Here is a 12,470-nt window from a genome sequence, read left to right on the forward strand (position 1 = left end):
GCATCCTGGGATATCGGGGTGAAACAGCAATATCCCGACCACTAGGCTGAGGCCCCATGATCGACCTCCGATTCCTGCGGGACAACCCCGACGCGGTCCGCGCCTCGCAGCGCGCCCGTGGCGAAGACCCCGCCCTCGTCGATGCCCTGCTCGAGGCGGACGCCGCGCGCCGCGCGGCGGTGGCCACCGCCGACAACCTGCGCGCCGAGCACAAGGCGATGGGCAAGCTGGTCGGCAAGGCGAGTAAAGAGGAGCGGCCCGCGCTGCTCGCGCAGGCGCAGGAGATGTCGGTCAAGGTCAAGGAGGCCGAGGCCGCGCAGCACGCGGCCGATGCCGATATGGACGCCGCACACCGCGCCATCTCCAACGTGGTGCAGGAGGGCGCTCCCGCCGGCGGCGAGGCCGATTTCGTCGTGCTCGAAACCATCGGGACGCCACCGGAGTTCGACTTCGAACCGAAAGACCACCTGGATCTCAGCGAGTCGCTCGGCCTGATCGACATGGAACGCGGTGCGAAGGTCTCGGGCGCCCGCTTCTACTTCATGACCGGCTACGGCGCGCTGCTGCAGCTCGGTCTGCTGCAACTCGCGGCGCAGAAGGCGGTTGCCAACGGTTTCACCATGATGATCCCGCCGGTGCTGGTGCGCCCGGAGATCATGGCGGGCACCGGCTTCCTCGGCCAGCACGCCTCGGAGGTCTATCGCCTCGCCGAGGAGGACCTGTACCTGGTCGGCACCTCGGAGGTGCCGCTGGCCGGTTACCACTCGGACGAGATCCTCGACCTGAGCGACGGCCCGAAGCGGTACGCGGGCTGGTCGTCGTGCTTCCGGCGGGAGGCGGGCAGCTACGGCAAGGACACCCGCGGCATCATCCGGGTGCACCAGTTCGACAAGGTGGAGATGTTCGTCTTCACCACGCCCGAAGAAGCCGACGCCGAACACCAGCGCCTGCTCGGCTGGGAGCAGGACATGCTCGCGGCCGTCGAGGTTCCGTACCGGGTCATCGATGTCGCCGCAGGCGATCTCGGCAGCTCGGCCGCGCGCAAGTTCGACTGCGAGGCCTGGGTGCCGACCCAGCAGACCTACCGGGAACTCACCTCGACCTCGAACTGCACCACCTTCCAGGCCCGTCGCCTCTCGGTGCGTTACCGCGACGAGAACGGAAAGCCGCAAATCGCAGCCACTTTGAACGGCACGCTGGCGACCACCCGCTGGATCGTGGCCATCCTGGAGAACCACCAGCAGGCCGACGGTTCGGTGCGGGTGCCCGCGGCACTGGTGCCGTTCGTCGGCACCGAGGTGCTGACCCCGCCGAAGTAGCGGACGGGCCTGCGGCGGTGGGCGGACATTCGCTCGTCCCCACCGCCTCCGGTTCGCCCCGCGGAACTCTGGATAGTGGCTGTGAATATCGAGTGTGGGCACCCGTGGCCTAGTCGCGTTGGCTACCCGAATGTTTCGCGAAGATGAATAGCCAACCGTTCGCCACTCCGGATTCACGGGATGTGGCAACCGCTGGGATTCGTTGTGTCTAGGCTGTTCACCGTGCGAGGAATCGGGGCGCGCGGCGATACCCGAACCCGGGTGCGGGCGGCATCGGCGCTGGCGACAGCTATGGTCATGGCTCGGACCACCGGGGCGTTCTACGTCATGGGTGGTGTGCTGGGTCTGCTTATCACTGCCGTCGCCCCGGGCGACGAGGGTAATCGGGCACTGGTCGGCACGGCCGCGGCGATCGCGCTGACGCTCGGGCTCACCCTGCTGGCGTGGGGGCCGCGGTTGCCGCACTCGGTGCACCACGCTTACGTCGCGATCGCGACGGTGCTGGTGACCATCGCGGTGTACGCGTTCCCCAATACGGTCGGCGCGATCAGCCTCGCCGCGTTCTACGTCTTCATCGCCTGCGACGCCGCCCTGTTCTTCGCCTGGTCGCAAGCGGCCGCGCATATCGCCTTCGCACTGGCGTTGTGCCTGTGGGTGCTGCCCGCGCGGCCGGTGGATCCCGGGCTGCCGTGGTGGTCCGGGCTGATCCCGGCCGGTGTCACCGTCGGCGTCGGTGTGGTGGTCGGCATCCTCACCAGGATGGCCTCGGAAGCCGATATCGACGTGCTGACCGGGCTGTTGAACCGGCGCGGCTTCGATCGCGCGCTGAACTCCGCGATCGACCAGGCCACCCGCACCGGCCAGGGCCTCGCGCTGGTGCTGGTCGATCTCGACCGCTTCCAGAAGATCAACGACCACCTCGGCCACCGCGCGGGCGACGCCGTACTGCAGCGGGTGGCCGACACCTGGTCGAAACTGCTTGCGCCGGACCAGCGTCTGGCCCGCTACGGCGGCGACGCGTTCGCGATGTTGCTGCCGAACACCACCGAGCAGGCCGCCATCCTGCTCACCGAGCAACTACGCGCGGCGGTCACCACCGGCTGTTCGGCGGGCGTGACCTCGTGGCAGCCGGGCGAATCCGGCTCGCTGCTGGTGAGTCGCGCGGACGTCGGCCTGTACCGGGCCAAGCAGGCGGGCCGTAACCGGACGGTGCTCGAGTCGTCGCGCCAGCTGCCGCTTGCCGTGGAGTTGCGCGAAGCCATCGACCGCGGGCTGCTCGACGTGCACTACCAGCCGATCGTCAGTCTGACCGAGGGCGGCGGCAAGGCGGTCGGAGTCGAGGCGCTGCTGCGCTGGTCGTCGAGCGCGCAGCCGGACGTCACCACCGAGGGCCTGATCCGGGTCGCCGAGGAATACGACCTCATCTCCGATCTGGACGAGTTGGTGCTGCGCCGGGCCTGCGCCGACGCCGCCCGATTGCAGGACACCTTCGCCCAGCTCGACCTGACGCTGAACGTGAACGTCAGCGGCTTGGAACTGGCCGAAGCCGGCTACGCCGACCGGGTGGCGGGCATCCTCGCCGGCACCGGCTGGCCCGCCGAGCAGCTGGTGCTCGAGGTGACCGAGAGCGAGCTGGCCGCCGAATCCCACACCGCCATCGCGAATCTGCACACGCTGCGCGAGCGTGGGGTGCGCATCGCCATCGACGATTTCGGCACCGGATACTCCTCGCTCAGCAGGCTGGCCACGCTGCCCAGCGACATCCTCAAGGTCGACCAGTCCTTCGTCGCCGCGATCCGATCCGACTCCCCGGCGCCGCCGCTGCTCGGCGTGATCGCCGCGTTGAGCAGCGCACTCGACCTCCAGGTGATCGCCGAGGGGGTGGAGACCGAATACCAGGCCGCGGTGCTCACCGAACTCGGGTTCGCGCTCGCCCAGGGCTACCACTACAGCGACTCGCATCCGGTGGCGGAGCTGATCAGCGACCTCAACGAGAACCACGGACGGGTCGGTCCCGGTGCGACGGACCGGCGGCTCGACGACGGCGATTCGATGCACGCCGCCAACGGTTGGCTGCCGCTGCGATAACCGCTTGACGCGGCCCGGCGCGGCTGCGCATGCTGACCGTATGCGTTTGCTCGTTTATGCCTATTGACCTGTCAGTGAGGTGCTGGCCCGGCTGACGGGCAGCACCGATTCGCCGTCGCTGCGCGCGCTGACCATTCGCGCCGTGCTGTTCAAGGGCATCGGCGACCTGATCCCGCTGTATGCGCTGTACTCCCTGCTGTTCGCCGATCATGGGCTGAGCACCGGGCAGATCTCCTCGCTGTTCGCGATCTGGTCGACCACCGCGTTCCTGCTCGAGGTGCCGTCCGGCGCCTGGGCGGACACGGTGTCGCGGCGTGCCCTGCTCATCTTCAGCGGTGTGCTGCTGACCGCCGGGTTCGCCCTGTGGACCCTGGTGCCTACCTACCTCGGCTTCGCGCTGGGATTCGTACTGTGGGGCACGGCAGGCGCTTTGGTGTCCGGCACGTTCGAGGCCCTGCTGTACGACGACCTCGCCGCCCGTGGCGAACAGTCCTCTTACGCGCGCATCCTCGGCTACACCCGTGCGGCCTCGGAGACCGCCATCGTCATCGGCATCGTGGCCGCCACCCCGCTGTACCTCTGGGGTGGTTATGCGCTGATCGGTTGGTCCAGCGTCGGATTCGCCGCCCTGCACACGGTGATCGCGATGACGTTGCCCAGTGCGCCGAAGGTGGTATCCGCCACCGCGGTCGAAGAACTGGAAGACGAAGTCGGCGAGGGGTATTCGATCGGTGATTCGGGAGCCCTCGCAACGAGTCCTGCCGCGGTCATGGCATCGAGTGCGGACACAGTCGGCGACGGCCCGATTGACAGCAACTGGGTAGCGCGGGGACCGCACAGCACGGACCCAGCGGCGGCAGGCGCATTCGCTCGCTATCTCGGCATGCTGAAGACCGGTGTCGGGGAGGCGATTCGGGTGCGAGCGGTGCGCAACGGTGTGCTGCTCGGGGCGCTGCTGTTCGGGATCACCGCGTTCGACGAGTACTTCGCGCTGCTCGCCCAGTCGGCCGGGGTGGCGACGGCGGTGGTTCCACTGCTCGTCGGCGTGACGGTGCTCGGCTCGCTCATCGGCTCGGTCCTCGCCGGGCGCACCGAGGGCATGTCGGGTCGCACCATGGCGATTGCGGTCGGTTTTGGTGGTGTCCTGTTCCTCGGCGGTTCGCTCATCGCCGGGCTCGCCGAGGGGCGGCCGAGCGCCGTGTATGTCCTTACGGGCCTGGGGTTCACCGCGATCGGCGTCTCCTACGGCATCGTCTACAACGCCGGTGTCGTCGCGGGTGCGCGTCTCCAGGACGCGATCGAGGGTCCCGCCCGGGCGACCGTGACTTCGGTATCCGGGCTGCTCGGTGAAGTCGTCGCTCTGGTCGTCTTCGCCTTCGCCGCCATCGCCACCACCTGGTGGTCCATGCCGACCATCCTCGCCGTCCTCGGCGCCACACTGCTCCCGATCGCCCTGGTGACCACCTCGTGGCTACCGCCGAAACCGGTCGACCCGTCGTCAGCTGAGTGAGCCACCGCTTGGCACGTCATGCGTATGCCGGCTGATGACTAATCGAGCGTGACGCCGATGAGATGGCTTGCGGTGAGCAGGAATTGGTCGGTGGAGCGGTCGATCAGCGCGGTGCGGGTGATGGGAAGGGTGCCCGCCAGCCAGCTGTTGGTGGTTTCCCAGAGGCCGCCGAGGAGGTGGGTGGCGGCGAATTCGGCGTGGTCCCCGGCCTTTTCGACCACGTCGGCGCCGACCTCGCCCGCGCACACGGCCAGCATGATGCCCGCGAAGGAGCGCATCACCTCGGCCCTGCGCATAAGCAGTGCGGGGTTCAGCTGCGCTTCGACGGTGGCGATGCGCGCCTTGCGTGGGTCGTCGGCGATCAGGTCGATGGCCGCGGCGATGGCCGCCCTGGTCTTGGCGCGGATGTCGGTGGGCGTGGTGACGAACGCGGTGACCACCGCCTGGCCGATCTCGTCGACGATCCGGTCGAACACCTCGCTGAACACCGCGTCGAGATCGCTGAAACTCTCGTAGTAGTACCGCTCGGAGAGCCGCGCCCGCGTGCACAGACCGGAGACGGTCAGCTTGGCGAAACCCGAGGTCCCGATGATTTCCTGCGCGGCATCGAGCAGCGCGCCGCGACGCCGCGCCTTGCGCTGTTCGATCGGGACGCCGCCGTAGGACCGCGAGGTGGTAGCCATCCGAGACATTCTGGCATACATCCTTGCCAGATATCCGATTTTGTGGGACGGTCTTGTCAGAATGCTCGACCACGAACCTCGACCCGACGGGTGAAGTGCAATGGCGCATGACAACCAGAAACTCCCCACTCCGCAGCTGTTCACGGAGTTCCCGTTCAAGTACGCCGTGCCCGTCATGGCACCGGGCGACCTGAGCTGCACCGCCGCCCAGCGCGACTCGTTCCGCCGTTTCACCCAGGTCGGTGATCCGCTGGCGGACGCCGTGGTCGCCATGTTCAAGCGACTGCCCGTCGGCGAGGGCCGCCGGATGTTCGAGCTCGCCGTCGAAAACGGTATCGACGCCGTGCCGGATGCCCCGCCGGAGCTGGTGGCGCTCTTCGAACAGGTGGAAGCGGCGCCGTACTGGCTGGATCGCGACAAGATTGATCGCGGTGCCCGCGTGGTCGGTCGCACCGGCGTCTGGGGTGGCATCGCCATGGGCATGTTCGCCCTGATGGGCGGCTATCTGGCGTCGCGCGCGGACAAGACCCTGGTCGGCACCGGCGACCTGGACGCGATGGCGCCGCGCAGGCTGGCCGAGACCACCCAGTGGTGGCTGGACGTAACCACTCCCGGTGGCCTGGAACGTAATGCGATCGGTTACAAGAGCGTGCTGCGCGTGCGGTTGATGCACGCGCTGGTGCGGGCAGGCATGAACCGGCGCCCCGACTGGGACTACGCGGCCTGGGATCACCCGGTCAATCAGGTGCTCACCGTCGGCACCCTCGGCCTCTTCTCCATGGCGAACCTCGTTGGCGCCCAAGCGCTCGGGCTGCAGTTCTCGGCCAAGGAGAAGGACGCGGTATTCCAGCTGTGGCGCTATGTCGGGTTCCTGCTCGGTGTGGACGCGGAGATCCTGCCGACCTGCGAGACCGACACCTGGCGTGCCTTCTGGATTCTCGCCGACACCGAATTCATCCCCGACGCCGATTCCCAGCGCCTGGCCCAAGCCCTCATCCCCGCCGCCGGCGGCCTTTTCGTCGGCGACACCACCGCGGCGCAGCGCGCGGTGCGCCGCGTCGTCACCAGCTACATGGTCGCCTACAGCCGAATCATCCTCGGCCCCAGCAACGCCGACTTCCTCGACCTGCCCGACAGCAGGTTCTTCAAGACCGCCGTGCTGGCCACCGCCGTAGTCAACGGCGCGCTGGAGGTGCCCCGCCGAATCCTCCCCGGCGCCACCCGCTTCCACGAAAACCTCGGCGCCCGCATCCGCACCCGCCTGGTCCGCGGCTCCATCGCCCGCAACGGCGGCGACCGCACCTACGCCCGCCACGACACCTACGCCACCCGCGCCACCCTCCGCGCAGGGTGATCCCGCCTGTCGGCCTCCGTGCGCGGTGCACGCACCGGTCGCTGCCCGCGCCCTAGCGGTATCTGGGCGCTTCGCCGGCATCGTGTCGATCGCCTGGCCGTTGACCTCGGTGGCCACGTGGCAGTTAGTGGTCGACGGGTTGTTGATCGTGCTCGGTCGACCCTGCACGGCATAGCCCGCTGCTCCTGGCTCGGTGTGTCGGCGTCCGGCGTGCGCGCGGCGGGGTGAGGTGCTGCGGCGGTAGCGTGCCGGGGTGACCGCGCGGGCGAGGTTGGGACTTGTGTTCGGGTTCGGCATCGGCGCGGGTGTGGCCGTGCAGGGCCGAATCAATGGGGCGCTCGGGGCGCGACTGCACGACGGGATTGCCGCGGCCACCATCAGTTTCGGGTCCGGTCTGCTGATCCTGGTGATCGCTTTCGCGTTCAGCGCTCGACTCCGCGGTGGGGTGGTGCAGGTTCGGCGGGCGCTGGCGGCGGGCACGTTGCGGCCGTGGCATCTGCTCGGTGGCCTGTGTGGCGCGTTCTTCGTCGCGTGCCAGGGCCTTACCGTCGCGGCGATCGGGGTCACGGCTTTCACCGTCGCCGTTGTGGCGGGTCAACTGTTGAGCAGTCTCGTAGTCGACCGTCTCGGTGTGGCTCCGAACGGGCGAACTCCGGTCACCGCATTGCGTTTCGGCGGTGCCGCCCTGGGGGTGGCCGCGGTGATGCTCGCCGGGTCGGGCCGCTCGGGCGCACCATCCGGCGCCCTCTCGGTCCCCGACTCGCTGCGCGGCGCACCGACCGCGCTGCTGATCATCCTGCCCGCACTGGCCGGCATCGGCTTGGCTTGGCAGCAAGCGGTGAACGGCCGGGTGGGCCAGGCCGGTGGCCCGCTGCCCGCCACCCTGGTCAACTTCTGCGTCGGCCTGATCGCCCTGGTGGTGCTCGAGGCCGCCGTCCTGCTCGGTTCCGGCTTGCCCGCCGAATTCCCCACGCAGCCCTGGCTCTATCTCGGCGGCCTAATCGGTATCGCCTTCATCGCACTGGCCGCCCTCACCGTCCGCTGGATCGGCGTCCTCCTGCTCGGCCTGACCTCCATCGCAGGTCAACTTCTGATGTCGATCGCCCTGGACCTCGCCACCCCCACCAGCGCGGGACTGTCCGCCACTGCGGTAATCGGCAGCGTGCTCACATTGGTGGCCGTCGGCATAGCCACCCGTTCCCAGCCTTGAGTCGGGCCGCCGTCCTGGCTTGCGGCGCAGTTCCATGGTGTGCCACTCACCGGCGATCGAAGGCTGGAAGTAGTTCCGCTGATTCGTCTTTCGAGGGTTTGCGGGTGTGGGATGGTGCGCTCATGCTGATCGAATACGGGGTGTGGATTTCGCGGCTGGTGGTCGGTGTGCTGTTCGGATTGTCGGCCTTCGGGAAGGTGGCTGATCCGGTCGGTACGCGGAAAGCGGTGGGGGAGTTCGGTGTTCCGATCCGGTGGGTGGCCGTGGTGGCGTGGGGGCTACCGGCGCTGGAGGCGGTGGTTGTGGTCGCCGTGCTGGTGCCGTGCACGGTCCTGCCGGGCGCGTTGCTGGCGCTGCTGTTGTTGCTCGTGTTCACCGCAGCGGTGGTGCGGCTGTTGCGGCGGGGCGAGCGTCCGGCCTGCTCGTGCTTCGGCGCGATGAGTGCGGCGCCCATCGGGACGCGAACAGTGGTGCGCAACGGTGTCTTACTGGTACTCGCGGCGCTGGTCGCGTGGGGTGCGGTGGCGTACCCGCAGGTGCCGCGCGTGCTGCCGACCGACGATGCGGTCTGGCTCGTGGTGGCCGCGGTGCTGGTGGCGATGCTGGTGTGGGTGTGGGGCGAGGTGCATGCGCTGCGCAAACGGGTCGACGAGCAAGCCTTGTCGACGCTCGGCGCGGAGGGCTTGCCGGTCGGCGCGGTCGCGCCGGAATTCGAGCTGCTCGATGTCGGCGGTGGCCGAACGACTTTGGCGTCGCTGCTGGAGCGGGGCCGGCAGGTGCTGCTGGTCTTCGTGCACCCAGGCTGCGAACTGTGCGCGGCGTTGGCGCGGGAACTGCCGCGCTGGCAGCAGCGCACCGTGTCGGCGCTGACCATTGTCGTCGTCGGCAACGGCGACGCCGCCGAACACGCCGAATGGGGGCGTGAACAGGGACTGGCAGAGATCCCGGTACTGGTGCAGCAGGGTAACGAGGCGGCGCTGCGCTACCGCGTGCGCGGCACCCCGTCGGCGGTCCTCATCGACGCCGAAGGTCGGGTCGCCGCCCCCGTTGCCAGGGGCGCGATCGCCGCGCGTGAGCTGATAATGCAGGCGAAAACGGTTGTCCGGCGCTGAGAACACTGCGAATCAGGATTCCGGTACGCACCGCGCCGACCGTAACAGCAAATTCGTCCGTTTCTCCGAGCGCATACGGAACGGTCCTTTAATTATGTTGCCGCACAATCGATTTCGGCGGAAATAGTACAGCAGTGCTCGTTACCATCGAATGGCAAGGCTCCATCGACCGATCCTTCGAGGTGAAATATCATGGCGGACTTCGCATTCACGGATTACTCCGGCAAAGAATTCGTTGTCAGATTGACCAACGAGGCGCGCATCGCGGAAGCGCGACGGATCCTATCCGGCGAGGAACAGATGTCGATCCACGTGATGGGACGTATTCGCAAGCAGCAGGCCGACTACAACCCGGGCTGGAGTTTCCATTTGGACCCGGACACCGTCACCTTCTTCACCATGGCCATCGAGGTCTGCGACGCGAGCATCACCTATGTGGAGGACCACCTCGATGAGGCGTGCGGCGCGTTCCTGCCCGGATGCTTCTGGTGCCCATGGTCATCCCGGCTCACCAGGGAGTTGACCGCCTGAACACCGAAAAGGGGAGCGAACATCGGGCAGGTGCCGAAAGGTGCCTGCCCGGCCCGCTGCCTCAGCTCAGCTTGCGCGACCGCAGTTCGTGACCCTTGGACGTCTTGCAACGCCCCGATTCCAGATCCCACTGCCAGCCGTGCAGATTGCAAGTAAGGGTATTGCCCTCCACCACACCGAATTTCGACAGATCCGCCTTCAGATGTGGGCAGCGCCGCTGCACTTCCCACCCGTCCAATTCGGTCGAGGCGGAATCGTCGTGCGCCTCGGCGAACCAGCCGTCCGCGTAGGCGATCCGCTCGTCGGTGAGGCATTTGAAGAAGGTGTAGAGGAATTCGTTGTAGCCGCCGATCCGCCACGCCTGGAAGCGGGTGGACAGGAAAATCGTGTTCACCCAGTCGGGTTCGTTGTCCCGCAGCACGGTGCGCACCAGTTCGGGCGCGATGCGGAACCCGTAGCGGTATTTGCCTTCGCCCTCGATCGGGCCGCGCACCACGCGCTTGGGGAAGTCCAGCACCACGGTCTCGTCGCCGAGCACCAGACCGACCGGGTAACCGATGCCGTCGCAGATCAGATCGCTCTGCGCCATGATCGGCTCGAACAGTGCCTGCAGCGGTTCCAGCAGCGGCCCGTCACCCGTTGCCCAGGAGGCCTTTTCGGCCGCGAGCACCGGCGCGAGCCGCTGCGCCATCAGCTCGATGTACTCGGCCTTGTTGTCGTAGATCAGCCCGGGCTCGAAGGGGTGGGTCAACTCGAGCTCCGCGCCGCGCACGTCGGCGACCGAGCCGGGGATCATCAGGATCCCGCCCTCGTTGCCGTGGATCTTCATCTGCTCCAGGAACACCATCTGGTCCGGGAAGATGTTGCCCTCGTCGCCGCGATCATCGTTGAGGTAGCGCAGCTCGTCGTCCAGGAACACCGGCGGCCCGGCCGACGGCACCACCCAGGTGGCCCCGACCTGCTCGATGTAGCTGCGGCACCGGTCCATGCCGCGCTGGCGCTTCTGCTTACCGAAGTTCGACTTGGTCCGGCTCGGGATGTCGTAGACCATCGGATACCAGATGGCGCCCGAATACTGCAGCAGGTGGATGTCGATGTGGCCGAACGAGTCGTGCAGCACGTCCATGTCGACCGGGCGAGCGTCGTTCATGTTGAAACAGGTGGTCTCGCCGTCGGAGACGACCAGCCCGGAGTCGCCGATCGGCCCGTCGGCGGGCGCGCGCAACGCGATGATCATGATGTCCAGCGCGGCGCCGTCCCGGCCGGTGAGGGTGTGCTTGACCGAGTCCTCGGTCTCGAAGAACTTGTGGAAGCCGAGCGCCTCCAGCTCGCGCCGCAGGTCCGGCACCGGATAGTCCGGCAGCAGTACCGTCGCGTCCTTGTTGACGTGCTCGGTCAGGTTCCTCGCGTCGAAGTGGTCGCGGTGCAAGTGCGACACGTAGAGGAAATCGCAGTTACCCAGCTCGTCCCAGTCCAGCTGGGTGTTGTCGGGGAACGGGAACCACGAAGCGAAGTACGCGGGGTTGACCCACGGGTCGCAAAGAATCGACCCCGCCGCGGTGCGGATGTGGAATCCGGCGTGTCCGACGCTGGTGATCTGCACGAGCTGCTCCTCCTACCGTTACCAGCCATCCAGGGTAGTGGCTGTAGGGAATGCCGACGCTCGCGGTGCGGTACGAGCACCCCGGGCTAGGGGGAAACGTCGCCGATGCAGTAGCCCTGTTCGCCGGCGACCAGGGTGAAGGTGCGGGTCTTGGTCGCGCCGGCGGAGTTGGTGACCGGGACCTCGACGGCGAGGTAGTCCCCGCGCAGCGTCTCCGAGCTGATCTGCTGATCGGCGAAGCTGGTGACGCCGGTCAACTTGCCCGGGTTGTTGGCCAGTGGCGCGGCGATGGCCTTGCCGGTCCCGGTGGGGTCCCAGGTCGCCGGGGCAGCTTTGCAGACCAGCGGGTAGGTGCCCTCCTTGTCCGCGGCGTCGAGCGGAGTGCCGACGACTCTGGCCAGATAGCGGCGCACGGTGTGCCTGGCATCGGCGTCGTTGTACTCGATGTCCGCGCCCGCCGAGGCGACCCGGGGGCAGGCGTAACCGGTGTCGAGCGCGGCACGTTCGACGGAGACCGTGGTGGTGCGGGTCTTCCAGGTAACCGCGTCCTCGGTGGCAGTGCCCGGCTGAGCGAGGGCGGCCAGGATGGGCTGCTCGTCGGCGTACATGTCGGATACGTTCTTCGGCGCGATGGTCCAGCATTTCGCCTGGAGTTGGGCGATCGTGCTGGTCTTCAGATCGTTCGCCCAACGCTGCACGGCGGCAGGCAGTTCGGCGACGGCGCCGGTCGAGGGGGCAGCGGCCGACGGTGCGGGCGCCGCCGAGGTGGCGTGCATGGTCGGCACCGCGGCGGACGGGGTGGTGACCGCGGCGGGCGCCGGCTCGTCGCCGGGGATGCCGGAGACCGAGTCACAGCCAGCGAGCACGAGGGCGCCTGCGATCGCCAGGCCGCCGACGACTACTCGCCGAGCACGGGACGCCGACTGGTGCTGCGCGCCGAGCAGTCGCGAGGGATCCGGGGTGATCCTGCCGAGCTGCTGTCCGGTTCGGCGCGTCGTTTTCCGGTCGCGTCCAGATGAATTCGGACGGGCGGTTTCCACTTCGACGATCCTCTTCTCTA

10 protein-coding genes are annotated in these 12,470 nt (G+C 67.9%); 7 read left to right on the forward strand and 3 right to left on the reverse strand.

Translation table 11 applies throughout. The annotated features are described in order from the left end of the window. Positions 1-56: 56 nt before the first annotated feature. From serS to DBO33_RS02345, 3 genes are all read left to right on the forward strand, one after another. The gene (gene serS, locus DBO33_RS02335; protein WP_107653578.1) at positions 57-1,319 is read left to right on the forward strand and encodes a serine--tRNA ligase; all 1,263 of its coding nucleotides are present in this window, start codon (positions 57-59) and stop codon (positions 1,317-1,319) included. A 222-nt stretch (positions 1,320-1,541) separates the two neighbouring features. Continuing rightward, positions 1,542-3,407, forward strand: a complete 1,866-nt coding sequence (locus tag DBO33_RS02340; RefSeq protein WP_234390656.1) for a putative bifunctional diguanylate cyclase/phosphodiesterase — start codon at positions 1,542-1,544, stop codon at positions 3,405-3,407. 79 nt (positions 3,408-3,486) lie between these two features. After that, positions 3,487-4,917 carry an MFS transporter gene (locus DBO33_RS02345; protein ID WP_325050688.1) on the forward strand — a complete coding sequence of 477 codons (1,431 nt, stop codon included), beginning with the start codon at positions 3,487-3,489 and terminating at the stop codon, positions 4,915-4,917. A gap of 38 nt (positions 4,918-4,955) precedes the next feature. Here DBO33_RS02345 and DBO33_RS02350 read toward each other — a convergent pair whose 3' ends face one another. Continuing rightward, positions 4,956-5,600 carry a TetR/AcrR family transcriptional regulator gene (locus tag DBO33_RS02350; protein ID WP_107653580.1) on the reverse strand — a complete coding sequence of 215 codons (645 nt, stop codon included), beginning with the start codon at positions 5,598-5,600 and terminating at the stop codon, positions 4,956-4,958. A 100-nt stretch (positions 5,601-5,700) separates the two neighbouring features. Between DBO33_RS02350 and DBO33_RS02355 the strand changes: the two genes are divergently transcribed. From DBO33_RS02355 to DBO33_RS02370, 4 genes are all read left to right on the forward strand, one after another. Continuing rightward, positions 5,701-6,954, forward strand: coding sequence for an oxygenase MpaB family protein (locus DBO33_RS02355; protein ID WP_107653581.1), 1,254 nt, complete (start codon positions 5,701-5,703; stop codon positions 6,952-6,954). A 253-nt stretch (positions 6,955-7,207) separates the two neighbouring features. Beyond that, the gene (locus DBO33_RS02360) at positions 7,208-8,164 is read left to right on the forward strand and encodes a DMT family transporter (RefSeq protein ID WP_107653582.1); all 957 of its coding nucleotides are present in this window, start codon (positions 7,208-7,210) and stop codon (positions 8,162-8,164) included. Between the two features lie 122 nt (positions 8,165-8,286). Beyond that, the gene (locus DBO33_RS02365; RefSeq protein ID WP_107653583.1) at positions 8,287-9,276 is read left to right on the forward strand and encodes a peroxiredoxin family protein; all 990 of its coding nucleotides are present in this window, start codon (positions 8,287-8,289) and stop codon (positions 9,274-9,276) included. A gap of 192 nt (positions 9,277-9,468) precedes the next feature. Continuing rightward, positions 9,469-9,807 carry a BP74-related protein gene (locus DBO33_RS02370; protein ID WP_107653584.1) on the forward strand — a complete coding sequence of 113 codons (339 nt, stop codon included), beginning with the start codon at positions 9,469-9,471 and terminating at the stop codon, positions 9,805-9,807. 61 nt (positions 9,808-9,868) lie between these two features. Here DBO33_RS02370 and DBO33_RS02375 read toward each other — a convergent pair whose 3' ends face one another. Further along, positions 9,869-11,410 carry a Rieske 2Fe-2S domain-containing protein gene (locus DBO33_RS02375; protein WP_107653585.1) on the reverse strand — a complete coding sequence of 514 codons (1,542 nt, stop codon included), beginning with the start codon at positions 11,408-11,410 and terminating at the stop codon, positions 9,869-9,871. An 86-nt stretch (positions 11,411-11,496) separates the two neighbouring features. Next, positions 11,497-12,450, reverse strand: a complete 954-nt coding sequence (locus tag DBO33_RS02380) for a hypothetical protein (protein ID WP_234390657.1) — start codon at positions 12,448-12,450, stop codon at positions 11,497-11,499. Positions 12,451-12,470: the final 20 nt, after the last annotated feature.

The sequence above is a fragment of the Nocardia suismassiliense genome, from assembly GCF_900269665.1.
Classification (GTDB): Bacteria; Actinomycetota; Actinomycetes; order Mycobacteriales; family Mycobacteriaceae; genus Nocardia; species Nocardia suismassiliense.